The organism is Bacillus sp. FJAT-52991, from assembly GCF_037201805.1.
GTDB lineage: Bacteria > Bacillota > Bacilli > Bacillales > Domibacillaceae > Bacillus_CE > Bacillus_CE kandeliae.
Window position 1 is genome coordinate 117,892 of record NZ_CP147404.1, and the last position, 26,447, is coordinate 144,338.

Sequence of the window (26,447 nt, forward strand, 5' to 3'; positions counted from 1 at the left end):
GCGGGCTTCTCCGGCTATCTTGACTAAAAGCAACTAAGCTATCTTGGGTAAAACCTGTAGACTGAAAGGGAGGTAGGCCCCTTGCTAGATGTTAATAACTTCGAATATATGAAAATCGGCTTAGCATCACCAGATAAAATTCGATCTTGGTCTTTCGGAGAGGTCAAAAAACCAGAAACGATCAACTATCGTACATTAAAACCAGAAAAAGACGGTTTATTTTGTGAACGCATTTTCGGACCGACAAAAGACTGGGAATGTCATTGTGGAAAGTATAAAAGAGTACGTTATAAAGGTGTAGTATGTGACCGTTGTGGTGTAGAAGTAACAAAGGCAAAAGTTCGTCGTGAACGCATGGGTCATATTGAACTGGCCGCTCCAGTGTCACATATTTGGTATTTCAAAGGAATTCCAAGCCGTATGGGACTTGTGTTAGATATGTCCCCACGTTCTCTTGAGGAAGTCATTTACTTTGCTTCATACGTAGTAACAGAAGCAGGAGATACTTCATTAGAGAAGAAACAATTGCTATCTGAAAAAGAATACCGTGTATACCGTGATAAATACGGCAGCAAGTTTCAAGCGTCTATGGGAGCTGAAGCGATCAAAAAGCTTCTTGCAGACATTGATCTTGAAAAAGAAGTGGAAGTTCTTAAAGATGAGTTAAAAAGTGCCCAAGGACAGCGTCGTACAAGAGCGATTAAGCGTCTTGAAGTCATTGAAGCATTTCGTCATTCGGGCAACAACCCAGACTGGATGATTTTAGATGTCCTTCCGGTAATTCCGCCAGAATTGCGACCGATGGTCCAATTAGATGGTGGTCGTTTTGCGACATCGGATTTAAATGATTTATATCGTCGTGTAATTAATCGTAACAATCGTTTGAAACGTTTGTTAGATTTAGGCGCTCCAAGCATCATCGTGCAAAATGAAAAGCGTATGCTTCAAGAAGCAGTTGATGCCTTAATTGACAACGGACGTCGTGGTCGACCGGTCACAGGACCAGGTAACCGCCCTCTTAAATCTCTTTCACATATGTTGAAAGGGAAGCAAGGACGTTTCCGTCAAAACTTATTAGGTAAACGTGTTGACTACTCTGGTCGTTCTGTTATCGTTGTAGGTCCTAATTTGAAAATGTATCAATGTGGACTTCCGAAAGAAATGGCATTAGAGTTGTTTAAACCGTTTGTTATGAAAGAGCTTGTTGGAAAAGGATTAGCTCATAACATCAAGAGTGCTAAGCGTAAAATCGAGCGCGTGCATCCAGAGGTGTGGGATGTCCTTGAAGAAGTGATTAGAGAGCATCCGGTACTTCTTAACCGTGCCCCAACGCTTCACCGCTTAGGTATTCAAGCATTTGAACCGACGCTTGTTGAAGGACGGGCAATTCGCCTTCATCCGCTCGTTTGTACAGCTTACAACGCGGACTTTGATGGTGACCAAATGGCCGTTCACGTTCCTTTATCAGCAGAAGCCCAAGCAGAAGCTCGTATGCTCATGCTTGCTGCGCAAAACATCCTAAACCCTAAGGATGGAAAACCGGTTGTAACCCCTTCACAGGATATGGTATTAGGTAACTACTATTTAACCCTTGAACGCGAAGATGCAATTGGAGAGGGTATGATCTTTAAAGATACAAACGAAGCGTTAACTGCTTATCAAAATGGATATGTTCATCTTCATACACGTGTAGCAATCGCAACGTCTTCTTTAAGCAATCAAACGTTTACTGATGAGCAAAGAAAAATGTTGCTGATCACTACTGTAGGGAAATTAATCTTTAATGAAATCCTTCCTGATTCCTTCCCGTACATCAATGAACCAACGGGAACAAACTTGGAAGTGAAAACACCAGAGAAATATTTCGTTCACCCGACAGTAAATGTCAAAGAACATATTCAAAAACAAGAGCTAGTTGCTCCGTTTAAGAAGAAAATTCTTGGTAATATCATCGCTGAAGTGTTCAAGAAGTTTAAGATCACAGAAACATCAAAAATGCTTGATCGTATGAAAGACTTAGGTTTTAAATACTCCACTAAAGCTGGTATTACAGTTGGCGTAGCGGACATTGTTGTATTAGGTGAAAAAGAACAAATTCTTCAAGAAGCTCAAGGTAAAGTGGATAACGTAATGAAGCAGTTCAGACGTGGTTTAATTACTGAAGATGAGCGTTATGATCGCGTTATCTCGATTTGGAGTGCGGCAAAAGATATTATTCAAGGTAAGTTAATGGCTTCCTTAGATAAACGCAACCCGATCTTCATGATGAGTGACTCTGGAGCCCGTGGTAACGCGTCTAACTTTACGCAGCTTGCAGGTATGCGTGGTTTGATGGCCAACCCGGCTGGTCGAATCATCGAGTTACCAATTAAATCAAGTTTCCGTGAAGGTTTAACCGTATTAGAGTACTTCATCTCGACACATGGTGCGCGTAAAGGTCTTGCCGATACCGCTCTGAAAACGGCTGACTCAGGTTACTTAACTCGCCGTCTAGTAGACGTAGCCCAAGATGTTATCGTTCGTGAAGACGATTGCGGAACAGATCGCGGTTTACTAATTGGTTCTATTAAAGATGGTACAGAAGTGATCGAGCCTTTAGAAGAACGCCTAGTAGGTCGTTATGCTAGAAAAACAATTAAACACCCTGGAACAGGATCTATTCTTGTACAGGAAAATGAGCTAATCGATGAAGACTTAGCTAAAGTGATCGTTGATTCAGGCCTTGAACAAGTATGGATTCGTTCAGCCTTTACTTGTAATACTCGTCATGGAGTATGTAAGAAATGTTATGGTCGTAACCTTGCAACTGGTCAACAAGTGGAAGTGGGAGAAGCAGTTGGTATCATTGCTGCCCAATCTATTGGTGAACCAGGTACACAGCTTACGATGCGTACATTCCATACAGGTGGGGTAGCCGGAGATGATATCACTCAAGGTTTACCTCGTATCCAAGAGTTGTTCGAAGCACGTAACCCTAAAGGTCAAGCGGTGATTTCTGAAATTGATGGTGCGGTAACAGCTATCAACGAAGGGCGCGACCGCCAGCAAGAAATCGTCTTGCAAGGTCAAGTCGAAACTCGCACATACACAGTGCCATATACTGCTCGCTTAAAAGTAGCTGTGAACGACGAGGTTGTTCGCGGACAGGAATTAACGGAAGGTTCGATTGATCCGAAAGAATACTTGAAGATCACAGATGTTTCCTCTGTTCAAGAATACTTATTGCGTGAAGTACAGAAGGTATACCGTATGCAAGGGGTAGAAATCGGTGACAAACACATCGAAGTAATGGTACGCCAAATGCTTCGCAAAGTCCGTGTCATTGATGCGGGTGAAACAGATGTGTTACCTGGAAGCTTGTTAGATGTACATCAATTCAGAGATGCGAACGAAAAAGCATTGCTTGAAGGTCGTATGCCGGCAACCGGGAGACCAGTTCTTCTTGGTATTACGAAAGCATCGCTTGAAACAGATTCATTCTTGTCTGCCGCATCGTTCCAAGAAACGACTCGTGTACTTACGGACGCTGCAATTAAAGGAAAACGAGATGAACTGCTTGGTTTGAAAGAAAATGTAATCATCGGTAAACTCGTTCCAGCTGGAACAGGTATGCAAAGGTATCGTAGATCTGAACCAGTATTAGCACAAGTTGAAGAATCAGTCACTGTAGAATAAATAATTGTATTGGAGCTGGTGAATCATCGGCTCCAATACAATATTTCATTTTCGGTGTTGACATTTAAAAATGTCGGTGATAAGATAATCAAGGTGCTCCTATGAACCTTGTTACTTTGGAGGATGCTAGTATGTCTTATGAAAAAGTAGCAAAGGCAAAATGCCTTAAAATAGGAACAAAACAAACAGTGAAGGCTCTTGAAAGAAACAAAGCTCAAGAAGTAATTCTCGCTGCAGACGCAAATCCAGCTATTATTCAAATAATACTCGATCTTGCGCATGAAAAAGCAGTGCCTGTTACTTATGTTGATTCCATGCAAAAGCTTGGAAAAACATGCAAAATTGACGTCAAGGCAGTTGCTGTTGCTATTATTAGTGAATAATGTTTTTGCAGAGTACTGCAAAAGCTTTGTTTTTAATTTTAAATGAGCCACCTGGATGTGTGGGCTTAAGAAAAAAAGGAAGGGAGGATATTTACATGCCTACTATTAACCAGTTAGTGCGTAAACCTCGTAAATCAAAAACTACTACTTCTAAATCACCAGCACTTAACAAAGGATACAACAGCTTCAAGAAAGCTCAAACAGATGTATCTTCACCACAAAAACGTGGAGTTTGTACACGTGTTGGTACTATGACACCGAAAAAACCGAACTCAGCTTTACGTAAGTATGCCCGTGTTCGTTTAAGTAACGGTATCGAAGTAACTGCTTATATTCCTGGTATCGGTCACAACTTACAAGAGCATAGCGTTGTTCTTATCCGTGGCGGACGTGTAAAGGATTTACCAGGGGTACGTTATCATATCGTACGTGGTGCGCTTGATACTGCGGGTGTTGAAACTCGTCGTCAAGGTCGTTCTAAATATGGTACAAAGCGTCCTAAACCAGCTAAAAACTAATTACAAAATAAAAGAACTAATTAAAGCAACCTTTTGAAAGGAGGAAAACAAATGCCACGTAAAGGTCCTGTAGCGAAAAGAGACGTACTTCCAGATCCAATGTACAACTCTAAGCTAGTTACTCGTCTTATCAACAAAATGATGGTAGACGGTAAAAGAGGTAAATCACAAGCTATTCTTTACGCATCATTTGATCTTATTCGCGAACGTACGGGTAAAGACCCTATGGAAGTATTCGATCAAGCAATCAAAAACATCATGCCAGTATTAGAGGTTAGAGCACGCCGTGTAGGTGGAGCTAACTACCAAGTTCCAGTTGAGGTTCGCCCTGAGCGTCGCACAACTCTTGGTCTTCGCTGGTTAGTAAATTATTCTCGCCTTCGTGGAGAGAAAACAATGGAAGAACGCCTTGCTGCTGAAATTCTTGATGCAGCTAACAACACAGGTGCTTCTGTTAAGAAACGTGAAGACACTCACAAAATGGCGGAAGCAAACAAAGCGTTTGCTCACTATCGCTGGTAAGATTATTTTTATTATAAAAAACAAGCTAATTAAGGAAGGAGAAAAACACACATGGCAAGAGAGTTCTCCTTAGAAAACACTCGAAATATCGGTATCATGGCTCACATTGATGCCGGTAAGACAACAACAACCGAGCGTATTCTTTATTACACAGGCCGTATCCATAAAATTGGTGAGACTCACGAAGGTGCTTCTCAAATGGACTGGATGGAGCAAGAACAAGAACGCGGTATCACAATCACTTCCGCTGCAACAACTGCACAATGGAAAGGTAACCGTGTAAACATCATCGATACTCCAGGACACGTAGACTTCACTGTTGAAGTTGAACGTTCTCTTCGTGTACTTGATGGTGCAGTAACAGTACTTGACGCTCAATCTGGTGTTGAGCCTCAAACAGAAACTGTTTGGCGTCAGGCTACTACTTATGGAGTTCCTCGTATCGTATTCGTTAACAAAATGGATAAAATCGGTGCGGACTTCTTATACTCTGTAGGTACAATCCACAATCGTTTGATGGCAAATGCTCATCCAATCCAATTACCAATTGGTGCAGAAGATGAGTTCCGCGGCATCATCGATTTAATTGAAATGAAAGCAACTTTCTACGGTAACGACCTTGGAACTGAAATCGAGGAAGGCGAAATTCCTGCTGAGTATCAAGACCAAGCAGAAGAGTACCGTGAAAAGTTAATCGAAGCAGTAGCAGAACTTGATGAAGACTTAATGGAGAAATACCTTGGTGGAGAAGAGCTTACGAAAGAAGAAATCAAAGCTGCGATCCGTAAAGGTACAGTAAACGTTGAATTCTTCCCAGTTCTATGCGGAACTGCATTCAAAAACAAAGGTGTACAATTAATGCTAGATGCAGTAATTGATTACCTTCCAGCTCCAACAGATGTACCAGCAATTAATGGTACTTTACCAGATAGCGATGAAGAAGTAACTCGTCCTTCAACTGACGATGCACCATTCTCGGCGCTTGCGTTTAAAGTTATGACTGACCCTTATGTTGGTAAATTAACTTTCTTCCGCGTATATTCTGGTATCCTTAATTCTGGATCATACGTTCAAAACTCAACTAAAGGTAAGCGTGAGCGTGTAGGTCGTATTCTTCAAATGCATGCGAACTCACGTGAAGAAATCTCTGAAGTACATGCTGGAGATATCGCTGCTGCAGTTGGTTTGAAAGATACAACTACTGGTGACACATTATGTGACGAGAAAAATCTTGTTATTCTTGAGTCAATGGAATTCCCTGAGCCGGTAATTTCATTATCAGTAGAACCAAAATCAAAAGCTGACCAGGCGAAAATGTCTACAGCTTTACAAAAACTTCAAGAAGAGGATCCTACATTCCGTGCTGAAACTAACCAGGAAACTGGACAAGTTATCATCTCTGGTATGGGTGAGCTTCACCTTGATATCATCGTTGACCGTATGCGTCGCGAATTCAAAGTAGAAGCTAACGTTGGTGCACCTCAAGTTGCTTACCGTGAAACTTTCCGTGGATCTGCTCAAGTTGAAGGTAAATTTGCCCGTCAATCTGGTGGACGCGGACAATTCGGTCACGTTTGGATCGAGTTCTCTCCTAACGAAGAAGGAGCAGGATTTGAATTCGAAAACGGAATCGTAGGTGGGGTTGTTCCACGTGAATACATCCCTGCGGTTCAAGCGGGTCTTGAAGATGCATTACAAAATGGTATTCTAGCTGGTTATCCAATGGTGGACATCAAAGCAAGACTATTTGATGGTTCTTACCATGATGTTGACTCCAGTGAGATGGCGTTTAAAATCGCTGCTTCTATGGCTCTGAAAAACGCTGCTTCTAAATGTAGCCCAGTTCTACTTGAACCAATGATGAAAGTAGAAGTTGTTATTCCAGATGAATATCTTGGAGACATCATGGGTGATGTTACTTCCCGTCGTGGACGTGTGGAAGGAATGGAAGCTCGCGGAAATGCTCAAGTAGTTAAAGCGTTCGTTCCTCTTTCTGAAATGTTTGGTTACGCAACTTCATTGCGTTCTAACACTCAAGGTCGTGGAACATACTCTATGCACTTCGATCATTATGAAGAAGTACCAAAATCAGTTTCTGAAGAAATTATTAAAAAAAATAAAGGCGAATAATTGATTTATACTTTCTAATAAAGTATAAATACTATTGTAAGCTTTAGTAATCTTTGAAGGTGGAATCCTTTCTACCTTCAAAGCCAATATATACTTAAACTTTTATATCTCAAAGGAGGATTTCCTAATGGCTAAGGAAAAATTCGACCGTTCAAAAACACATGCGAATATCGGTACAATTGGTCACGTTGACCATGGTAAAACAACTTTAACAGCAGCAATCACAACTGTTCTTGCTAAGGCAGGCGGCGGTGAAGCGAGAGGTTACGATCAAATCGACGCTGCTCCAGAAGAGCGCGAGCGTGGAATCACAATCAATACTTCACACGTTGAGTATGAAACTGCTACACGTCACTATGCACACGTTGACTGCCCAGGACATGCTGACTACGTTAAAAACATGATCACTGGAGCTGCTCAAATGGATGGCGGTATCTTAGTAGTATCTGCTGCTGATGGTCCAATGCCACAAACTCGTGAGCACATCCTTCTTTCTCGTCAAGTAGGTGTTCCTTACCTAGTTGTATTCATGAACAAATGTGATATGGTAGACGACGAAGAGTTATTAGAACTAGTTGAAATGGAAATTCGTGACCTTCTTTCTGAGTACGATTTCCCTGGAGATGACGTACCTGTAATCAAAGGTTCTGCTCTTAAAGCTCTTGAAGGTGAAGCTGAGTGGGAAGAAAAAATCATCGAGCTTATGGCTGCAGTTGATGAGTATATCCCAACTCCAGAACGCGACACTGAAAAGCCATTCATGATGCCTGTTGAGGATGTATTCTCAATCACAGGTCGTGGTACAGTTGCTACAGGACGTGTTGAGCGCGGACAAGTTAAAGTTGGTGACACAATCGAAATCATCGGTTTAACTGAAGAACCAAAATCTACAACTGTAACAGGTGTAGAAATGTTCCGTAAGCTTCTTGACTATGCTGAAGCTGGAGATAACATTGGTGCTCTTCTTCGTGGTGTTGCTCGTGAAGACATCCAACGTGGTCAAGTACTTGCTAAGCCAGGTTCAATCACGCCACACACTAAGTTCAAAGCTGAAGTTTACGTATTATCTAAAGAAGAGGGTGGACGTCACACTCCATTCTTCTCAAACTACCGTCCTCAGTTCTACTTCCGTACAACTGACGTAACTGGTATTTGTAACCTTCCTGAAGGCGTAGAAATGGTTATGCCTGGAGATAACGTAGAAATGACAGTTGAGCTTATCGCTCCAATCGCGATCGAAGAAGGAACTAAGTTCTCTATTCGTGAAGGTGGACGTACAGTAGGCGCTGGCGTTGTAGCTACAATCGAAAAATAATTAATTGATTGAATGGCAGGTGGAGAATCCACCTGCCATTTTTTGTTCTATAAAAATAGTTTGACGGCTTATTTTATCATTCGTCGCATTCCGGAGTTGAAATGAAAGGTAGATATATGTATAATAAACAAAGTGCGCTGATGAAAAAGTTTTAAAAAATAGTTGCACATAGTTTAATAACAGTGTATAATTAACAATGTTGGTTTTTGACAGCGATGATGCGGAAGGTTGCTGACACACCCGGCCGCTTTGCCATGGCGCGTGTCGTTAGGATATTTCCGCGGAGAATGTCTATTATCAAATAGGCGATAAAGGAGGGAAAATAATGGCAAAACAAAAAATTCGCATTCGTTTAAAAGCATATGATCACAGAATTCTAGATCAATCAGCAGAAAAGATCGTTGAAACAGCAAAACGTTCTGGTGCAAGCGTATCGGGTCCGATCCCGTTGCCAACTGAAAAGTCTGTTTACACTATCTTACGTGCGGTTCATAAGTACAAAGATTCTCGTGAGCAGTTCGAAATGCGCACACATAAGCGCTTAATCGACATTGTGAATCCAACTCCTCAAACAGTTGATTCATTAATGCGTTTAGATTTACCATCAGGCGTTGACATTGAAATTAAACTTTAATTTATATAAAAATTAACAATTTTAGGAGGTGTGACTCATGACCAAAGGAATCTTAGGAAGAAAAATCGGTATGACTCAAGTCTTTGCTGAAAACGGAGATTTAATCCCTGTAACTGTAATTGAAGCAGCAGCAAACGTTGTACTACAAAAGAAAACAATCGAAAGCGACGGCTACGAAGCGATCCAATTAGGTTTTGATGACAAGCGCGAAAAGCTTGCTAACAAACCAGCTAAAGGTCACGTTGCGAAGGCAAACACTGCACCTAAGCGCTTCATTCGTGAGTTCCGTAACTTCGACGGAGAACTAGAAGTTGGTCAAGAAGTCAAAGTAGATATTTTCGCTGAGGGAGATATCATTGACGTAACAGGAGTATCGAAAGGTAAAGGTTTCCAAGGTGCCATTAAACGCCACGGACAAAGCCGCGGACCAATGACTCATGGTTCTCGTTACCATCGTCGCCCAGGTTCAATGGGTCCTGTAGCGCCTAACCGCGTATTCAAAAACAAATTACTTCCTGGTCGTATGGGTGGAGAGCAAATCACTATCCAAAACCTACAAGTAGTAAAAGTAGACGCGGAGCGCAACGTTATTCTAGTTAAAGGTAATGTACCTGGACCTAGAAAATCATTAATTAAAATTCAAGGCGCTGTAAAAGCGAAATAATATAATTTTCCGAGAAAGGAGGAAACAAGAATGCCAAAAGTTACATTGTTAAACCAAAGCGGAGCACAAGTTGGAGAAATCGAACTTAACGCATCTGTATTTGGTATTGAACCTAATGAACATGTTGTGTTTGAAGCATTAATGATGCAAAGAGCTTCATTACGCCAAGGAACACACAAAGTAAAAACACGCTCTGAAGTACGTGGCGGTGGTCGTAAACCATGGCGTCAAAAAGGTACTGGACGCGCACGTCAAGGATCTATCAGATCTCCACAATGGCGCGGTGGTGGTGCTGTATTTGGACCGGTTCCACGCAGCTACAGCTACAAATTACCTAAAAAAGTACGTCGTTTAGCGATCAAATCTGCTTTATCTTCAAAGGTAGCAGAACAAAACATTCTAGTATTAGAAGCTCTAACTTTAGATGCTCCTAAAACAAAAGAATTCGCAAGCGTTCTTAAAAATCTTTCTGTAGACACTAAAGCATTGATCGTAACAGAAAGCTTAAATGAAAATGTTGCTTTATCAGCTCGTAACATCCCTGGTGTAACAGTTGTAGAAGCAAACGGCATTAGTGTTTTAGATCTAGTTGGTCATGATAAATTAATTATGACTAAAGCAGCTGTTGAAAAAGTAGAGGAGGTGCTTGCATAATGGAAGCTCGCGATATCATTAAGCGCCCCGTTATTACTGAACATTCAACTGAAATTATGGTTGATAAAAAATATACATTCGAAGTTGACGTAAGAGCGAACAAAACACAAGTTAAAGATGCTATCGAAGAAATCTTTGGTGTGAAAGTTGCTAAAGTTAACATCATGAACTACAAAGGTAAGTTCAAACGTATGGGTCGTTATGCAGGTTATACGAACAAACGCCGTAAAGCGGTTGTTACATTAACTCAAGACAGCAAAGAAATCGAACTTTTTGAAGTATAATTAAAAATTACTAGAAGAGGAGGGAAAAGACATGGCGATTAAAAAGTATAAACCAACCACAAATGGTCGTCGCGGCATGACGGTATCTGATTTTGCTGAAATTACAACAAGCACTCCAGAAAAATCGTTATTAGCGCCTATTAAAAGAAAAGGCGGTCGTAACAACCAAGGTAAAATTACTGTTCGTCATCATGGTGGCGGCCATAAGCGTCAATACCGTATTATCGACTTCAAGCGCGATAAAGATGGTATACCAGGACGCGTTGCCACAATTGAGTATGATCCAAACCGTTCAGCAAACATTGCATTAATCAACTATGTAGACGGTGAAAAACGCTATATCTTAGCACCAAAAAACCTTAAAGTTGGAATGGAAGTAATGTCTGGCCCAGAAGCTGACATTAAAGTAGGAAATGCGCTTCCTTTAGTTAACATTCCTGTAGGTACGGTTATTCACAATATTGAATTAAAACCTGGAAAAGGCGGACAATTAGTTCGTTCTGCTGGTACTTCTGCACAAGTATTAGGTAAAGAAGGTAAATACGTTCTTGTACGTTTAACTTCTGGAGAAGTTCGTATGATTCTAGCTACTTGTCGCGCTTCTATCGGTCAAGTTGGTAACGAACAACACGAATTAATCAATATTGGTAAAGCAGGTCGTTCTCGCTGGTTAGGTAAGAAACCTACTGTTCGCGGATCTGTTATGAACCCTAATGACCATCCACACGGTGGTGGTGAAGGACGTTCACCAATCGGACGTAAATCACCTGTTACACCATGGGGTAAACCAACTCTTGGTTACAAAACTCGTAAGAAAACAAACAAAAGCGATAAATTCATCGTTCGTCGCCGTAAAAAATAACGTAAGTGAACTACGGTTCCCTCGTCGAACCGTAGAGCAGTTACGAAGGGAGGTACTACTATGGGCCGCAGCTTGAAAAAAGGACCTTTTGTTGATGATCATTTATTTAACAAGATCGAAAAGTTAAACGAAACTGAGAAGAAACAAGTTGTGAAAACTTGGTCTCGTCGTTCAACAATCTTCCCAGCTTTCATCGGTCACACAATCGCTGTGTATGATGGTCGCAAACATGTTCCTGTATTTGTAACGGAAGATATGGTTGGACACAAACTTGGTGAATTCGCACCAACTCGTACGTATAAAGGTCACGCTAGTGACGATAAGAAAACAAGACGCTAATGAGAGGAGGGTATCCTAATGGAAGCAAAAGCTGTCGTAAGAACAGTTCGTATTGCTCCTCGTAAAGCACGCTTAGTGATTGACTTGATTCGAGGAAAGCAAGTAGGAGAGGCTGTAGCTATTTTGCGTCACACGCCGAAAGTTGCATCTCCTGTCATTGAAAAATTATTAAAATCTGCAATTGCCAATGCAGAGCATAACTATGATATGGATATTAACAACCTTGTTGTAAAACAAGCATTTGTTGATGAGGGTCCAACTTTAAAACGTTTCCGTCCACGTGCTATGGGACGTGCAAGCCAAATTAACAAACGCACTAGCCACATCACAATCGTGGTATCAGAAAAGAAGGAGGGATAATTCGTGGGTCAAAAAGTACATCCTAATGGTTTGCGTGTTGGTATTATTCGTGACTGGGATTCAAAATGGTACGCTGAAAAAGATTATGCGGATCTTTTACATGAAGACCTTAAAGTACGCGGATATATCGAAGAGCGCTTAAAAGATGCTTCTGTATCTCGTGTAGAAATTGAACGTGCTGCTAACCGAATCAACATCACTGTTCATACAGCTAAGCCTGGTATGGTTATCGGTAAAGGTGGTTCTGAGGTTGAAGCACTTCGTAAATCTTTAAACCAATTAACTGGCAAACGTGTTCATATTAACATCGTTGAAATTAAGAGAGCAGATTTAGATGCTAAATTAGTAGCAGAAAACATTGCTCGTCAATTAGAAAACCGTGTATCTTTCCGTCGTGCGCAAAAGCAAGCGATCCAACGTACAATCCGCGCTGGAGCGAAAGGAATTAAAACACAAGTTTCTGGACGTCTTGGCGGAGCAGACATCGCTCGTGCTGAACATTATAGTGAAGGAACAGTTCCACTTCATACACTTCGTGCGGACATCGACTATGCTCATGTTGAAGCTAACACTACTTATGGTAAGCTTGGTGTGAAAGTATGGATTTATCGTGGAGAGGTCCTTCCTACAAAGAAGAAGTCTGAGGAAGGAGGAAAATAATTATGTTATTGCCTAAACGCGTTAAACATCGTCGTGTTCACCGTGGTAAAATGCGCGGTCAAGCAAAAGGCGGCACAGAAGTAGCATTTGGTGAATTCGGTCTACAAGCTACAGAAGCTTCTTGGATCACAAACCGTCAAATCGAATCTGCTCGTATTGCTATGACTCGTTACATGAAACGTGGCGGTAAAGTATGGATTAAAATTTTCCCACATAAACCTTACACAGCTAAACCTCTAGAGGTACGTATGGGTTCCGGTAAAGGTGCTCCTGAAGGATGGGTAGCTGTAGTGAAACCAGGAAAAATTATGTTTGAAATTGCTGGCGTATCAGAAGAGGTAGCTCGTGAAGCACTTCGTCTTGCAGCACACAAACTTCCTGTTAAATGTAAGTTTGTAAAACGAGAAGAAATTGGTGGTGAATCAAATGAAGGCTAATGAAATTATTGAACTAACCACTGCCGAAATTGAACAAAAACTTAAGTCTTTAAAAGAAGAGCTTTTCAACCTTCGCTTCCAATTAGCGACTGGACAACTTGAAAATACTGCTCGTATTCGTGAAGTACGTAAAGCGATCGCTCGAATGAAAACAGTCATTCGTCAAAGAGAGATCGATGTTAACAATCGATAATTGAGAGGAGGTTTGCACAATGAGTGAACGTAACCAACGTAAAGTTTATACTGGACGTGTTGTGTCTGACAAAATGGATAAGACCGTTACCGTTTTAGTAGAAACTTACAAAAAGCACTCACTTTACGGCAAACGCGTTAAGTACTCTAAAAAATTCAAAGCTCATGATGAGTTGAATGAAGCAAAAATCGGCGACGTAGTTCGTATCATGGAAACTCGCCCACTTTCTGCAACAAAACGCTTCCGTCTTGTTGAAGTCGTTGAAAAAGCAGTTATTATCTAATATATAATTGTTCGGATAGATGCTCATCCGAAAGGAGGTAACATAAATGATCCAACAAGAATCTCGTTTAAAAGTAGCTGACAACTCAGGTGCACGTGAAGTATTAACGATCAAAGTTCTTGGAGGCTCTGGCCGTAAAACTGCGAACATTGGAGACATTATCGTCTGCACAGTAAAACAAGCAACACCAGGTGGCGTTGTCAAAAAAGGTGATGTTGTTAAAGCTGTAATCGTTCGTACTAAACGTGGAATGCGTCGTAATGACGGATCTTACATCCGCTTTGACGAAAACGCTTGTGTTATCATTAAAGATGACAAAGGCCCACGTGGAACTCGTATCTTCGGACCAGTTGCACGCGAATTACGTGACAACAACTTTATGAAAATCGTTTCTCTTGCTCCAGAAGTAATCTAATGAAAATAAATTTTATCAACTTGGTCATTCAAGGAGGTGCGATAAAATGAATGTAAAAAAAGGCGATAAAGTCATGGTTATCACGGGCAAAGATAAAGGGAAAACTGGCATCGTGCTTGCAGCGTTTCCTAAAAAAGACCGTGTACTTGTAGAAGGCGTAAACATCGTAAAGAAACACTCAAAACCTTCACAAGTAAATCCGCAAGGCGGAATTATTAGCCAAGAGGCACCTATTCACGTTTCTAACGTTATGCTTTTAGACCCTAAATCTAATGAACCTACTCGTATAGGCTTCAAAATGGTTGATGGTAAAAAAGTAAGAGTAGCAAAAAAATCTGGTGAAACTTTAGATAAATAATAAGTTAGTTAATGAAGGGAGGTACACTATATGAACCGCCTTAAAGCAAAGTATATTGAAGAAATTACACCTGCTTTAATGAATAAATTCAATTACGACTCTGTAATGCAAGTACCAAAAGTTGAAAAAATCGTAGTTAACATGGGGATTGGTGACGCAGTTCAAAACGCAAAAGCTCTTGATGTAGCTGTTGAAGAACTTGCTCTAATCACTGGTCAAAAACCTCTAGTAACTCGTGCGAAAAACTCTATCGCGGGCTTCCGTCTTCGTGAAGGTATGCCAATCGGAGCGAAAGTTACATTACGCGGAGCGCGTATGTACGAATTCCTAGACAAATTAATCTCTGTATCACTTCCACGTGTACGTGACTTCCGTGGTATCTCAAAAAAATCTTTTGACGGACGCGGTAACTACACACTTGGTGTGAAAGAGCAATTGATCTTCCCTGAGATTGATTACGATAAAGTAAGCAAAGTACGCGGTATGGATATCGTAATTGTTACAACTGCAAAAAGCGATGAAGAATCTCGCGAATTGTTAACTCAAATTGGAATGCCGTTCCAAAAGTAATCGCTATAAAAGGGAGGCGAAAACGTGGCTAAAAAATCAATGATTGCGAAACAAAAACGCACTCCAAAGTTTAAAGTACAAGAGTATACACGCTGCGAGCGTTGTGGACGTCCACACTCTGTATATCGTAAATTTAAGCTTTGCCGTATTTGTTTCCGTGAACTTGCATATAAAGGACAAATTCCTGGTGTTAAAAAAGCTAGCTGGTAATACCACGACTTGGGAAGGAGGTAAATAATATGGTTATGACAGATCCGATTGCAGATTTGCTAACTCGCATCCGCAATGCGAACATGGTGCGTCACGAGAAGTTAGAAGTACCTGCTTCTAACATCAAAAAAGAAATCGCTGAAATTCTTAAACGTGAAGGTTTTGTACGTGATGTAGAATTCATCGAAGACAACAAACAAGGCATGATCCGTATCTTCTTGAAATACGGTGCAAACAACGAGCGTGTTATCACTGGTTTAAAACGTATCAGTAAACCTGGTTTACGCGTATACGCAAAAGCTAACGAGGTACCAAAAGTACTTAACGGTTTAGGTATCGCTCTTGTTTCAACATCTAACGGTGTATTAACTGATAAAGAAGCTCGCGCTAAACAAGTTGGCGGAGAAGTATTAGCATACGTTTGGTAATATTTTTGTAATGAATGGAGGTGCAACAGAATGTCTCGCGTAGGAAAAAAACCAATCGAGCTACCAGAAGGTGTAACATTTACAAACGAGAACAACACTGTAACTGTTAAAGGCCCTAAAGGTGAGCTTACTCGTACGTTCAATAAAGATATGAAAATCGAAATCGAAGGCAACGTGATCAGCGTTATTCGTCCTTCTGAATCTAAAGAGCACCGTACAAACCATGGTACAACACGTGCATTGTTAGCGAACATGGTTGAAGGTGTATCTAAAGGATTCGAAAAATCACTTGAATTAATCGGTGTCGGGTACCGTGCGCAAAAACAAGGTAACAAACTTGTTCTTAACGTAGGTTACTCTCACCCAGTTGAAATGGAACCAGAAGCAGGCGTAGAAGTTGAAGTTCCTTCCAACACGAAAGTAATCGTAAAAGGTGTTAGCAAAGAGCGCGTTGGTGCTTTTGCAGCTAATATCCGTGACGTTCGTCCGCCAGAACCTTATAAAGGGAAAGGTATTCGCTACGAAGGTGAATATGTACGTCGTAAAGAAGGTAAAACAGGTAAATAATGTCGCTTAGGTAAAGGAAAGGAGTGACCACGATGATTACTAAGCCAGATAAAAATAAAACACGTAAAAAGAGACACGCTCGTGTACGTGCGAAAATCAACGGTACAGAGTCTCGTCCACGTTTAAATATTTTCCGTTCAAACAAACATCTTTACGCTCAAGTGATTGATGATATGAACGGTGTAACTCTTGCAAGTGCTTCTACAATCGAAAAAGATTTCGGTTTAGAGTCTACAAGCAACGCAGAAGCTGCTGCTAAAGTTGGCGAATTAGTTGCGAAAAGAGCAAGTGAAAAAGGTATTAAATCCGTAGTATTCGACCGCGGAGGATACTTATACCACGGACGTGTGAAAGCTTTAGCTGACGCTGCTCGTGAAAATGGATTAGAATTCTAATAAAAAGGAGGGACATATTAATGCGTCGCATTGATCCAAATAAACTTGAACTTGAAGAACGCGTAGTTACGGTCAATCGTGTTGCGAAAGTAGTAAAGGGTGGTCGTCGTTTCCGCTTTACTGCTCTAGTTGTTGTCGGTGACAAGAACGGACACGTTGGATTTGGAACTGGTAAAGCACAAGAAGTTCCAGATGCTATCCGTAAAGCTGTTGAAGATGCAAAGAAAAACCTTGTAACTGTTCCTATGGTTGGAACAACTTTACCTCATGAAGTAATCGGTCGCTTTGGTGCTGGTCAAATTCTCCTAAAACCTGCTTCTGAAGGTACTGGAGTAATCGCTGGTGGACCTGTTCGTGCGGTACTTGAGCTTGGTGGAGTTGGAGATATCCTTTCTAAATCTTTAGGATCTAATACGCCAATCAACATGGTACGTGCTACAATCGACGGAATTAAGCAATTGAAGCGTGCAGAAGATATTGCTAAATTACGCGGAAAATCAGTAGAAGAACTGTTAGGATAAGGAGGGATTATCATGGCTGAAAAATTACAAATTACCCTCACTCGTAGCGTGATCGGTCGTCCGCAAGATCAACGTGAAACAGTTAAGGCTCTTGGTCTTCGTAAGATGCACCAAACAGTAGAGCAACAAGACAATGCTGCTATCAGAGGCATGATCAATAAAGTGTCTCATTTAGTAACTGTAAAAGAAATTTAATTTAAAATACCGAATAAGGAGGTGCACGAACATGAAACTTCATGAATTAAAACCTGCTGAAGGTTCTCGTAAAGAACGTAATCGTGTAGGTCGCGGTCCTGGCTCTGGTAACGGTAAAACTGCAGGTAAAGGTCATAAAGGTCAAAACGCCCGTTCAGGCGGCGGTGTACGTTTAGGCTTTGAAGGTGGTCAAACACCTTTATTCAGACGCTTACCAAAACGCGGTTTCACTAATATCAACAGAAAAGAATTTGCGATTGTTAACCTTGATGTATTAAATCGTTTTGAAGAAGGCACTGAAGTTACACCAGAACTTCTTATTGAAACTGGCGTAGTCAGCAATGAAAAAGCAGGAATCAAAATTCTTGCTAAAGGGAATGTAGAGAAGAAACTAACAGTAAAAGCTCACAAATTCTCTGCTGCTGCTAAAGAAGCAATTGAAGCTGCTGGCGGTACAACTGAGGTGATCTAATGTTTCGCACAATCTCCAATTTTATGCGCGTGGGTGATATAAGAAGAAAAATTATATTCACCCTTCTTATGTTAATCGTCTTCCGAATCGGCACGTTTATCCCTGTTCCATATGTTAATGCAGACGTATTAAAAATGCAGGATGAGGCTGGGTTGATCGGATTCCTAAATACCTTTGGAGGAGGAGCACTTAAAAACTTCTCGATTCTTGCCATGGGGATTATGCCGTATATTACGGCCTCTATCATTGTGCAGTTACTTCAAATGGACGTCGTTCCGAAGTTTACTGAATGGTCAAAGCAAGGTGAAGTGGGCCGACGTAAGCTGGCACAATTCACAAGATACTTCACAATTGTTCTAGGATTTATCCAAGCATTAGGAATGTCTTATGGGTTTAACCGTTTATTCGGTGGCATGCTAGTCGAGAGTGAAAATGTTGCTTCTTATTTAGTCATTGCACTTGTATTAACTGCCGGAACCGCATTTTTAATGTGGCTTGGTGAGTTAATCACTTCTAAAGGAGTAGGAAATGGTATTTCAATTATCATTTTAGCCGGAATCGTTGCTGCGATGCCTACGACTGTGAACCAAATTTATGCACAGCAAATCGAGGGCGCAGGAGAAGAACTTTTCTTAAGGATAGTTGTATTACTATTAATCGTATTAGCAGTATTAGCTATTGTAGTTGGAGTTATTTTTGTGCAGCAAGCATTGCGCAAAATTCCTATTCAGTATGCGAAGCGAATGACAGGAAATGGTGGAATTAGTACACCAGGTGCTCAAGCAACTCATTTACCGTTAAAAGTAAATGCAGCTGGAGTTATTCCTGTAATTTTTGCTGTAGCATTCTTAATTACGCCACAGACGATTGCTTCGTTCTTTGGCCCTAATGATGTAACAAGAGCAATTCAAGATATATTTGATTACACCAAGCCTGTTGGTATGGTTATTTATATCGGGTTAATTGTTGCATTCACTTATTTTTACGCGTTTATTCAAGTGAACCCGGAACAACTTGCGGATAACTTGAAGAAACAAGGTGGATATATTCCAGGAATTCGACCTGGAAAAAACACGCAAGATTATTTAACTAGGGTTTTATATCGTTTAACGTTTGTTGGTGCAATATTCTTGTCTGTCATCGCAGTTCTTCCTGTATTCTTTATTAAGTTTGCAGGTCTTCCAGAAACCGCTCAAATTGGCGGAACAAGCATACTAATTGTAGTAGGTGTGGCATTGGAAACAATGAAACAGCTGGAAGCGCAGCTTGTTAAACGCCATTATAAAGGCTTTATTAAATAAAGAATAAGTCTTGGCACGTCTCCAATCAGACTGAGGGGGTATATATAAATGAATCTAGTGTTAATGGGGCTACCGGGTGCCGGAAAAGGAACTCAAGCCGAAAAAATTGTTGAAAAATATAGCATTCCACATATTTCTACAGGAGATATGTTCCGTGCAGCAATGAAAGAGGGTACGGAATTAGGGCTTAAAGCTAAATCCTTTATGGATCAAGGCGGGCTTGTTCCTGATGAAGTAACAATCGGAATTGTTCGCGAAAGGCTAAGTAAGTCAGACTGCGAAAGTGGTTTCCTTCTTGATGGATTTCCAAGAACTGTTCCTCAAGCAGAAGCACTTGAAGGCATTATGGAGGAGCTTGGCAAGAAAATCGACTTTGTTATTAATGTTGATGTTGATAAAGACATTCTCATGGCACGTTTAACTGGACGTCGCATTTGTAAAGACTGTGGGGCTACTTACCATATGGTATTTAATGCACCTGCTGTTGAAGATAAATGTGATCGTTGCGGCGGCGAACTTTATCAGCGCGCAGATGATAATGAAGAAACTGTTCAAAACCGGTTGGATGTTAATTTAAAACAAACTCAACCATTACTAGATTTTTATGAGCAAAAAGGTTATTTAAAGAATATTAACGGTCAACAGGAAATTCATTTAGTCTTCGAAGACATTGATGAGTTACTCAAGGGACTTAAATAAAATGATCATTTGCAAAACCCCTCGAGAGATAGAGATTATGAGAGAAGCAGGTCGGATTGTAGCTTTAACACATAAGGAATTGCAAAAGCATATCTCTCCCGGTATAACAACAAAAGAGTTAGATAAAATTGCAGATAAATTTATCAAACAGCATGATGCAATTCCTTCTTTTAAAGGGTATAATGGTTTTCGTGGCAGCATTTGTGCTTCAGTGAACGAAGAGTTGGTCCACGGCATTCCAGGAGACCGGGTGTTAAAAGAAGGAGACATCATCAGCTTAGATATCGGTGCAAACTATCGAGGCTATCATGGTGATTCTGCCTGGACGTATCCTGTTGGCTTGATCGCTCCTGAAACTCAGAAGCTATTAGAGGTAACAGAGGACTCGCTCTTTATTGGTTTAAAAGAAGCGAAGCCAGGTGAACGTCTTTCAAACATCTCCCATGCGATTCAAACCTATGTTGAATCTAATGGCTTTTCAATAGTTCGTGAGTATGTAGGACATGGAATCGGTCAAAACTTGCATGAGGACCCTCAAATTCCTCATTACGGTCCGCCTGGCAAAGGTCCAAAACTCAAACCTGGGATGGTGCTTGCAATCGAACCGATGGTGAATGCTGGAAGTCGTTACGTCAAGACTCTTGGAGACAACTGGACAGTCGTTACCCAAGATGGAAAGATGTGTGCTCATTTTGAACATACTGTTGCGATTACCGAAACAGGTTTTGAGATTTTAACGAAAGCCTAAATCAAAAGGTGTTTCCCAAACGTTGATTCAAGAATTAATACCAGGCTCGCTTAACACCGGTATAGCACTGCTTACCTTAGCTTTAGCGGGGTTCTGTATGAAAAGAGAAGGGAGAATAAATTCATGGCGAAAGACGATGTTATTGAAATTGAAGGCATTGTGGCTGAAACTTTGCCAAATGCAATGTTTAAAGTAGAATTAGAAAATGGTCATACGATTCTAGCTCATGTATCTGGAAAGATCCGTATGCACTTCATTCGTATTCTGCCTGGAGATAAAGTTACAGTTGAACTTTCTCCTTACGATTTGACTCGTGGAAGAATTACTTACCGTTATAAATAATTAATGCACTCCGGACTATGAAGGAGGTTGGAAAAATGAAAGTAAGACCATCAGTAAAGCCAATCTGTGAAAAATGTAAGATCATCCGCAGAAAAGGTAAAGTTATGGTTATTTGTGAAAATCCTAAACATAAACAAAAACAAGGATAATTATAAAGGGAGGTGCACATATATATGGCACGTGTAGCAGGTGTTGATATTCCACGCGACAAGCGTGTAGTTATCTCATTAACTTACATCTATGGTATTGGCAGAAATACTGCTGAACAAATCTTAGCGGAAGCTGGTGTTTCTCAAGACACTCGTGTACGCGACCTTACGGAAGATGAATTAAACAAAATTCGTGAAACCATTGACAAATTGAAAGTTGAGGGTGACCTTCGTCGTGAAATCTCTCTTAATATCAAGCGTCTAATGGAAATCGGTTCTTACCGTGGACTACGTCATCGTCGTGGTTTACCAGTTCGTGGACAAAATACGAAGAACAATGCTCGTACTCGTAAAGGTCCTCGTAAAACTGTAGCTAACAAGAAAAAATAATCGGTAAAGGAGGTCAATTTTCGACATGGCTCGTAAACAACAAACTCGTAAGCGTCGTGTGAAAAAGAATATCGAATCAGGTATTGCACACATTCGCTCAACATTTAACAATACAATTGTAACAATTACAGACGTTCATGGTAATGCTCTGTCTTGGTCTAGTGCAGGTGCACTTGGTTTCAAAGGATCACGTAAAGCGACTCCGTTTGCTGCGCAAATGGCTGCTGAAACAGCTGCAAAAACATCAATGGAACATGGTATGAAATCTCTAGAAGTAACTGTTAAAGGTCCTGGTTCTGGTCGTGAGGCTGCGATTCGTGCCCTTCAAGCTGCAGGATTAGAAGTTACTGCTATTAAAGATGTAACCCCAGTTCCACATAATGGATGCCGTCCTCCAAAACGTCGCCGTGTTTAATTTTTCTGTATAATTTTTATATCCTTGTCAATAATGGGATATAATAGAATGTTGCGTTCGATACAGAAATAGTAAACCAGTTGTTGTGCACAATCGGGAACGTAAACATGGGGGAATTTCGGTTGAATGTTAAACCGGGGTTTCGACGTATTGAAGGAGGTATAATTGAATGATCGAAATTGAAAAGCCAAAAATTGAAACGGTTGAGATCAGCGATGATGCCACTCATGGAAAATTTGTCGTAGAACCACTTGAGCGTGGATATGGTACAACTTTGGGTAACTCCTTACGTCGTATACTATTATCCTCACTCCCAGGTGCTGCTGTCACGTCTATTCAAATTGACGGGGTATTGCATGAATTCTCAACAATTGAAGGCGTCGTGGAAGATGTTACATCTATTATCTTAAATATTAAGAAGCTAGCGCTTAAAATTTACTCTGATGAGGAAAAAACGCTAGAAATTGATGTACAAGGAAATGGCGTAGTAACTGCTGCTGATATTACGCATGATAGTGATGTAGAAATTCTTAACCCAGATTTGCATATTGCAACTTTAGGTGAGAATGCACATTTCCGTATGCGTTTAACGGCACAGCGTGGAAGAGGCTATAATCCAGCTGTTCAAAACAAAAAGGAAGATCATCCAATTGGTGTGATTCCGATCGACTCCATCTATACGCCGGTTGAGCGTGTAAACTACCAAGTAGAAAGCACGCGCGTTGGACAGTTAACAAACTATGATAAATTATCATTGGATGTTTGGACAGATGGTAGCATTGGTCCGAAAGAAGCGATTTCTTTAGGAGCAAAAATCTTAACTGAACACTTAAACATCTTCGTAGGCTTAACAGACGAAGCTCAAAATGCTGAAATTATGGTTGAAAAAGAAGAAGACCAAAAAGAAAAAGTTCTAGAAATGACAATTGAAGAACTAGATCTTTCTGTCCGCTCTTACAACTGCTTAAAACGTGCTGGCATTAACACAGTGCAAGAACTTGCGAGCAAGAGTGAAGAGGATATGATGAAGGTCCGTAATCTTGGCCGTAAATCACTTGAAGAAGTGAAAGCGAAGCTAGATGAGCTTGGTTTAGGATTAAGAAAAGAAGATTGATAACAGAATAAAAAACGATTTCAACAAAGGAGGGTATCTTCATGGCTTACAGAAAGCTAGGACGTACAAGCGCTCAGCGTAAAGCGATGCTTCGTGATTTAACGACTGACTTAATCATCAGCGAGCGCATTGAAACAACTGAAGCACGTGCGAAAGAACTTCGCTCAGTTGTGGAAAAAATGATTACACTTGGTAAACGTGGTGACTTACATGCTCGTCGTCAAGCGGCTGCTTTCCTTCGTAACGAAGTAGCATCAGTCGTTGAAGTAGAAGACGAGAATGGCAAGAAGAAAGAAAAGCCTGTATATGCATTACAAAAGCTTTTCACAGACGTTGCTCCTCGTTACAGCGAGCGCCAAGGTGGTTATACTCGCATCATGAAAATGGGTCCTCGTCGTGGTGACGGTGCACCAATGGTTATTATTGAGCTTGTTTAATTATCAATGAGACCACTACAAGGGCAGAACATTTCAGCATCGGCTGGGTTTTGCCCTTTTTTTATAACATAAGAAAGCATAAAGTGATGTCTAGCTCATGACACCTTTCGATTTTCTTATTTTCGTTGAAGACTGAATAGTATGAAGCTTGAGCGTTATGATGAGCAACTTAGAGTGACTCGTCTAGCTCATGCACCCCTTCCGCTCTTATGTCGTTAAGAGGCCGCTTTGTCGGCAGAAAAAGGACTTTTTCTTTGGAGTGGGGTGCGGGCTTTTTTTTGTATAGACAACTTTTTTGAATAGATAAGTCATGAGGGGGGAGAGTCATGAAGGAGCCGATCATTTCGATTGAACATGTATATTTTCAATATCCAGAACAAGCAGATTATGCTTTAGAGGATATCTCATTAAATGTGTATCGAGGAGAATGGTTAGCGATTGTTGGTCATAATGGTTCGGGAAAGTCGACTCTCGCCAAAATGTTAAATGGTCTCCATTATCCTCAAAAAGGTAGTGTAACCATTGGTGGAACGTTATTAGAGGAAGAGCAAGTTTGGGAGATTCGCAAACGGCTTGGAATGGTCTTTCAAAATCCTGATAATCAATTTGTTGGTACAACTGTGCAGGATGATGTGGCTTTTGGGTTAGAAAATAATGGCATCCCGTATGCGGCGATGAAAGAAAGAGTGCAAGATTCCTTGCAGAAAGTAGGGATGCTCGATTTTCTGAATCAAGAGCCGCACCATCTATCTGGAGGTCAAAAACAGCGAGTGGCGATCGCTGGAGTCATTGCTTTGCAGCCGGAGATCATCTTACTTGACGAGGCAACATCGATGCTTGACCCTAGAGGGCGAGAAGAAGTGTTACAGACCGTACGTCAATTAAATGAAGAGCAACACTTAACCGTTATTTCGATTACACATGATCTAGAGGAGGCAGCACGTGCCGATCGAATCATTGTGTTAAATCAAGGGGCGGTACATACGGTCGGTACGCCTAAAGAGATTTTCCAAATGAATGAAGAGCTGATTCAACTAGGGCTTGATGTGCCCTTTTCTGTGAAGTTAAGTGACAAGTTACGATCACAAGGATTTTCGATTCAACAAAATTATTTAACGGAAGAAGAGCTGGTGAGGGAATTATGGATATCCAACTTCAAGAAGTAGAGTATCGTTATGCAGCAGGAACTCCTTTCGAGCATAAAGCCCTTCACAATGTCAGTTTCACGATTCCAAGTGGCACTTATTTAGCGATTATTGGACATACGGGCTCAGGAAAGTCCACGATTCTTCAGCATTTAAATGCCTTGCTGCAGCCAACAAAAGGTCAAGTCATCATTGGTGATCGTACGATTTCAGCAGAACAGAAAGAAAAGAATTTAAAAGAGGTCCGCAGGCGTGTAGGAATTGTTTTTCAGTTTCCAGAGCATCAGTTGTTTGAAGAAACAGTAGAAAAAGATATTTGCTATGGCCCAATGAATTTTGGCGTATCTGAAGAAGAAGCGAAACAACGAGCGAAACAAGTGATCCGCCAGGTTGGGTTGTCTGAGGATATTTTAAAAAAATCGCCCTTTGACTTATCGGGGGGCCAAATGCGGCGAGTAGCGATTGCGGGCGTACTAGCAATGGAGCCGGAAGTCATTGTATTAGATGAGCCAACGGCGGGTCTCGATCCGAGAGGTCGCAAAGAAATGATGGAGATGTTTGCTACACTTCATAAGGAACGCAATCTATCGACCATTCTTGTTACGCACAGCATGGAGGATGCCGCTCTTTATGCCGATGAAATGGTGATTATGCATCAAGGAGAAGTGTATCAAAAGGGCAAGCCGCGTGAACTATTTTCTAAACGAGAGGAACTGTTTCGTTTAGGGCTAAGTGTGCCAGAAATCATTCGTTTTCAGCATCGATTTGAAACAGAGTCTGGCATCAAGCTTGGGAAAACTTGTCTTTCGATTGATGAGCTTGTTCAACAGTTACAAATCATGCACGAGCGGGGTGAGGGCCGATGATGGAGAAAATGGTCTTTGGTCGCTATTTGCCGCTTGACTCGGTTGTGCATCGGTTAGATCCGCGAGCCAAGCTATTATTTATCTTTGCATATGTTGCGATTGTTTTTCTAGCAAACAACGCAGTAACGTATGGTCTGTTGGCCCTATTCACTTTTCTAGCTATCTTTTTATCTAAAATTAATATTCGCTTTTTAATCATTGGGCTAAAGCCGGTCTTATGGTTAATTATTTTTACGTTTTTATTGCATATGTTTTTCACGAAGCAAGGAGATCTCCTTTGGAAAGTAGGCTGGATTGAAATTTATGAAGGTGGCGTAAAGCAAGGGGCATTTATTTCGCTGCGATTTTTATTGTTAATCTTTATGACGTCACTCTTGACGTTGACGACGTCGCCTATTTCGATCACAGATGGTTTAGAAAGCTTATTAAAGCCGTTTAAGAAGGTGAAGCTACCTGTTCATGAGCTAGCGTTGATGATGTCGATTTCACTGCGGTTTATTCCAACGTTGATGGATGAAACAGAGAAGATTATGAAAGCGCAAATGGCTCGAGGAGCGGATTTTTCTAGCGGTCCGGTGAAAGAGCGAGTAAAGGCTATTGTGCCGCTCTTAATTCCGCTCTTTGTCAGTGCATTTAAACGAGCAGAGGATTTAGCAACGGCGATGGAAGCGAGAGGCTATCGTGGCGGTGAAGGCCGGACGAAATATCGCCTTCTGAAGTGGACAGCAAAGGATACAGTCTCCTTATTTGTGCTCGTGCTTTTAGCTTTCGTGTTGTTCTATTTAAGAAGTTAACGG

At 41.0% G+C, this 26,447-nt stretch carries 39 protein-coding genes; all 39 read left to right on the top strand.

The annotated features are described in order from the left end of the window. Window positions 1-81: 81 nt before the first annotated feature. The 39 genes from rpoC to WDJ61_RS00835 all read left to right on the top strand — a co-directional run bounded on the left by rpoC (window position 82) and on the right by WDJ61_RS00835 (window position 26,444). Window positions 82-3,675, top strand: a complete 3,594-nt coding sequence (rpoC, locus tag WDJ61_RS00645; protein ID WP_338752605.1) for a DNA-directed RNA polymerase subunit beta' — start codon at window positions 82-84, stop codon at window positions 3,673-3,675. A gap of 131 nt (window positions 3,676-3,806) precedes the next feature. Further along, window positions 3,807-4,058 (top strand): ribosomal L7Ae/L30e/S12e/Gadd45 family protein, encoded by a 252-nt coding sequence (locus WDJ61_RS00650; RefSeq protein WP_338752606.1) that lies wholly within the window; start codon window positions 3,807-3,809, stop codon window positions 4,056-4,058. Window positions 4,059-4,153: 95 nt separating this feature from the next. Next, a complete protein-coding gene (gene rpsL / locus WDJ61_RS00655) occupies window positions 4,154-4,576 on the top strand; it encodes a 30S ribosomal protein S12 (RefSeq protein WP_338752607.1) in 423 nt (140 codons plus the stop codon). Window positions 4,577-4,627: 51 nt separating this feature from the next. Next, entirely contained in the window at window positions 4,628-5,098 is a 471-nt protein-coding gene (gene rpsG, locus WDJ61_RS00660) for a 30S ribosomal protein S7 (RefSeq protein WP_095479276.1), read from the top strand. A 51-nt stretch (window positions 5,099-5,149) separates the two neighbouring features. Further along, window positions 5,150-7,228: an elongation factor G gene (fusA, locus tag WDJ61_RS00665; RefSeq protein ID WP_338752608.1), complete on the top strand. Its 2,079-nt coding sequence runs from the start codon at window positions 5,150-5,152 to the stop codon at window positions 7,226-7,228. 127 nt (window positions 7,229-7,355) lie between these two features. Then, window positions 7,356-8,543, top strand: a complete 1,188-nt coding sequence (gene tuf, locus WDJ61_RS00670; protein WP_338752609.1) for an elongation factor Tu — start codon at window positions 7,356-7,358, stop codon at window positions 8,541-8,543. A gap of 325 nt (window positions 8,544-8,868) precedes the next feature. Further along, the gene (rpsJ, locus tag WDJ61_RS00675) at window positions 8,869-9,177 is read left to right on the top strand and encodes a 30S ribosomal protein S10 (protein WP_025729837.1); all 309 of its coding nucleotides are present in this window, start codon (window positions 8,869-8,871) and stop codon (window positions 9,175-9,177) included. A 37-nt stretch (window positions 9,178-9,214) separates the two neighbouring features. Continuing rightward, window positions 9,215-9,841, top strand: coding sequence for a 50S ribosomal protein L3 (gene rplC / locus WDJ61_RS00680; protein WP_338752610.1), 627 nt, complete (start codon window positions 9,215-9,217; stop codon window positions 9,839-9,841). Between the two features lie 30 nt (window positions 9,842-9,871). After that, entirely contained in the window at window positions 9,872-10,495 is a 624-nt protein-coding gene (gene rplD / locus WDJ61_RS00685; RefSeq protein ID WP_338752611.1) for a 50S ribosomal protein L4, read from the top strand. Beyond that, a complete protein-coding gene (rplW, locus tag WDJ61_RS00690; RefSeq protein WP_094833974.1) occupies window positions 10,495-10,779 on the top strand; it encodes a 50S ribosomal protein L23 in 285 nt (94 codons plus the stop codon). The genes rplD and rplW overlap by 1 nt, the downstream gene beginning before the upstream one ends. Window positions 10,780-10,810: 31 nt before the next feature. After that, window positions 10,811-11,641: a 50S ribosomal protein L2 gene (gene rplB, locus WDJ61_RS00695; RefSeq protein WP_094833975.1), complete on the top strand. Its 831-nt coding sequence runs from the start codon at window positions 10,811-10,813 to the stop codon at window positions 11,639-11,641. Between the two features lie 60 nt (window positions 11,642-11,701). Next, on the top strand, window positions 11,702-11,980 hold the full coding sequence (rpsS, locus tag WDJ61_RS00700) for a 30S ribosomal protein S19 (RefSeq protein WP_338752612.1): 279 nt from the start codon (window positions 11,702-11,704) through the stop codon (window positions 11,978-11,980). An 18-nt stretch (window positions 11,981-11,998) separates the two neighbouring features. Then, entirely contained in the window at window positions 11,999-12,340 is a 342-nt protein-coding gene (gene rplV, locus WDJ61_RS00705) for a 50S ribosomal protein L22 (protein WP_338752613.1), read from the top strand. Window positions 12,341-12,343: 3 nt separating this feature from the next. Continuing rightward, window positions 12,344-13,000, top strand: a complete 657-nt coding sequence (gene rpsC, locus WDJ61_RS00710) for a 30S ribosomal protein S3 (RefSeq protein WP_338752614.1) — start codon at window positions 12,344-12,346, stop codon at window positions 12,998-13,000. A gap of 2 nt (window positions 13,001-13,002) precedes the next feature. Further along, window positions 13,003-13,437, top strand: a complete 435-nt coding sequence (rplP, locus tag WDJ61_RS00715; RefSeq protein ID WP_100404152.1) for a 50S ribosomal protein L16 — start codon at window positions 13,003-13,005, stop codon at window positions 13,435-13,437. Further along, window positions 13,427-13,630, top strand: coding sequence for a 50S ribosomal protein L29 (rpmC, locus tag WDJ61_RS00720; protein ID WP_041101766.1), 204 nt, complete (start codon window positions 13,427-13,429; stop codon window positions 13,628-13,630). Before rplP ends, rpmC begins: the two co-directional genes overlap by 11 nt. A gap of 19 nt (window positions 13,631-13,649) precedes the next feature. Next, complete coding sequence (rpsQ, locus tag WDJ61_RS00725; RefSeq protein WP_041101764.1) at window positions 13,650-13,913, top strand: 30S ribosomal protein S17; 264 nt, start codon at window positions 13,650-13,652, stop codon at window positions 13,911-13,913. A 46-nt stretch (window positions 13,914-13,959) separates the two neighbouring features. After that, the gene (rplN, locus tag WDJ61_RS00730) at window positions 13,960-14,328 is read left to right on the top strand and encodes a 50S ribosomal protein L14 (RefSeq protein ID WP_094833981.1); all 369 of its coding nucleotides are present in this window, start codon (window positions 13,960-13,962) and stop codon (window positions 14,326-14,328) included. A gap of 46 nt (window positions 14,329-14,374) precedes the next feature. Beyond that, on the top strand, window positions 14,375-14,686 hold the full coding sequence (rplX, locus tag WDJ61_RS00735) for a 50S ribosomal protein L24 (protein ID WP_338752615.1): 312 nt from the start codon (window positions 14,375-14,377) through the stop codon (window positions 14,684-14,686). Between the two features lie 30 nt (window positions 14,687-14,716). Then, window positions 14,717-15,256, top strand: a complete 540-nt coding sequence (gene rplE, locus WDJ61_RS00740; protein WP_338752616.1) for a 50S ribosomal protein L5 — start codon at window positions 14,717-14,719, stop codon at window positions 15,254-15,256. Window positions 15,257-15,280: 24 nt separating this feature from the next. Further along, window positions 15,281-15,466, top strand: coding sequence for a 30S ribosomal protein S14 (rpsN, locus tag WDJ61_RS00745; RefSeq protein WP_001085700.1), 186 nt, complete (start codon window positions 15,281-15,283; stop codon window positions 15,464-15,466). A 29-nt stretch (window positions 15,467-15,495) separates the two neighbouring features. Further along, window positions 15,496-15,894, top strand: coding sequence for a 30S ribosomal protein S8 (gene rpsH / locus WDJ61_RS00750; RefSeq protein ID WP_095479268.1), 399 nt, complete (start codon window positions 15,496-15,498; stop codon window positions 15,892-15,894). Window positions 15,895-15,924: 30 nt separating this feature from the next. After that, window positions 15,925-16,461, top strand: a complete 537-nt coding sequence (rplF, locus tag WDJ61_RS00755; RefSeq protein WP_338752617.1) for a 50S ribosomal protein L6 — start codon at window positions 15,925-15,927, stop codon at window positions 16,459-16,461. A gap of 32 nt (window positions 16,462-16,493) precedes the next feature. Beyond that, window positions 16,494-16,856: a 50S ribosomal protein L18 gene (rplR, locus tag WDJ61_RS00760; RefSeq protein ID WP_338752618.1), complete on the top strand. Its 363-nt coding sequence runs from the start codon at window positions 16,494-16,496 to the stop codon at window positions 16,854-16,856. Between the two features lie 20 nt (window positions 16,857-16,876). Then, window positions 16,877-17,377 (top strand): 30S ribosomal protein S5, encoded by a 501-nt coding sequence (rpsE, locus tag WDJ61_RS00765; RefSeq protein ID WP_338752619.1) that lies wholly within the window; start codon window positions 16,877-16,879, stop codon window positions 17,375-17,377. A gap of 12 nt (window positions 17,378-17,389) precedes the next feature. Further along, entirely contained in the window at window positions 17,390-17,572 is a 183-nt protein-coding gene (gene rpmD, locus WDJ61_RS00770) for a 50S ribosomal protein L30 (protein ID WP_094833988.1), read from the top strand. A 31-nt stretch (window positions 17,573-17,603) separates the two neighbouring features. After that, the gene (rplO, locus tag WDJ61_RS00775) at window positions 17,604-18,044 is read left to right on the top strand and encodes a 50S ribosomal protein L15 (protein ID WP_338752620.1); all 441 of its coding nucleotides are present in this window, start codon (window positions 17,604-17,606) and stop codon (window positions 18,042-18,044) included. Then, window positions 18,044-19,345: a preprotein translocase subunit SecY gene (gene secY, locus WDJ61_RS00780; RefSeq protein WP_338752621.1), complete on the top strand. Its 1,302-nt coding sequence runs from the start codon at window positions 18,044-18,046 to the stop codon at window positions 19,343-19,345. Before rplO ends, secY begins: the two co-directional genes overlap by 1 nt. 48 nt (window positions 19,346-19,393) lie before the next feature. After that, window positions 19,394-20,044 (top strand): adenylate kinase, encoded by a 651-nt coding sequence (locus WDJ61_RS00785; RefSeq protein ID WP_338752622.1) that lies wholly within the window; start codon window positions 19,394-19,396, stop codon window positions 20,042-20,044. 1 nt (window position 20,045) lies between these two features. Continuing rightward, entirely contained in the window at window positions 20,046-20,792 is a 747-nt protein-coding gene (gene map / locus WDJ61_RS00790) for a type I methionyl aminopeptidase (protein WP_338752623.1), read from the top strand. A 123-nt stretch (window positions 20,793-20,915) separates the two neighbouring features. Continuing rightward, window positions 20,916-21,134 (top strand): translation initiation factor IF-1, encoded by a 219-nt coding sequence (infA, locus tag WDJ61_RS00795; RefSeq protein WP_094833992.1) that lies wholly within the window; start codon window positions 20,916-20,918, stop codon window positions 21,132-21,134. A 35-nt stretch (window positions 21,135-21,169) separates the two neighbouring features. Continuing rightward, on the top strand, window positions 21,170-21,283 hold the full coding sequence (gene rpmJ, locus WDJ61_RS00800) for a 50S ribosomal protein L36 (protein WP_016205879.1): 114 nt from the start codon (window positions 21,170-21,172) through the stop codon (window positions 21,281-21,283). Window positions 21,284-21,307: 24 nt separating this feature from the next. Continuing rightward, on the top strand, window positions 21,308-21,673 hold the full coding sequence (gene rpsM / locus WDJ61_RS00805) for a 30S ribosomal protein S13 (RefSeq protein WP_338752624.1): 366 nt from the start codon (window positions 21,308-21,310) through the stop codon (window positions 21,671-21,673). Between the two features lie 25 nt (window positions 21,674-21,698). Then, window positions 21,699-22,088, top strand: coding sequence for a 30S ribosomal protein S11 (gene rpsK, locus WDJ61_RS00810; RefSeq protein WP_338752625.1), 390 nt, complete (start codon window positions 21,699-21,701; stop codon window positions 22,086-22,088). Between the two features lie 169 nt (window positions 22,089-22,257). Next, window positions 22,258-23,202, top strand: coding sequence for a DNA-directed RNA polymerase subunit alpha (locus tag WDJ61_RS00815; protein ID WP_094833995.1), 945 nt, complete (start codon window positions 22,258-22,260; stop codon window positions 23,200-23,202). Between the two features lie 41 nt (window positions 23,203-23,243). Beyond that, window positions 23,244-23,639 carry a 50S ribosomal protein L17 gene (rplQ, locus tag WDJ61_RS00820; protein ID WP_338752626.1) on the top strand — a complete coding sequence of 132 codons (396 nt, stop codon included), beginning with the start codon at window positions 23,244-23,246 and terminating at the stop codon, window positions 23,637-23,639. A 326-nt stretch (window positions 23,640-23,965) separates the two neighbouring features. After that, window positions 23,966-24,805 carry an energy-coupling factor ABC transporter ATP-binding protein gene (locus WDJ61_RS00825; RefSeq protein WP_338752627.1) on the top strand — a complete coding sequence of 280 codons (840 nt, stop codon included), beginning with the start codon at window positions 23,966-23,968 and terminating at the stop codon, window positions 24,803-24,805. Next, on the top strand, window positions 24,781-25,650 hold the full coding sequence (locus WDJ61_RS00830) for an energy-coupling factor ABC transporter ATP-binding protein (RefSeq protein ID WP_338752628.1): 870 nt from the start codon (window positions 24,781-24,783) through the stop codon (window positions 25,648-25,650). Before WDJ61_RS00825 ends, WDJ61_RS00830 begins: the two co-directional genes overlap by 25 nt. Beyond that, window positions 25,647-26,444, top strand: a complete 798-nt coding sequence (locus WDJ61_RS00835) for an energy-coupling factor transporter transmembrane protein EcfT (protein WP_338752629.1) — start codon at window positions 25,647-25,649, stop codon at window positions 26,442-26,444. The genes WDJ61_RS00830 and WDJ61_RS00835 overlap by 4 nt, the downstream gene beginning before the upstream one ends. Window positions 26,445-26,447: the final 3 nt, after the last annotated feature.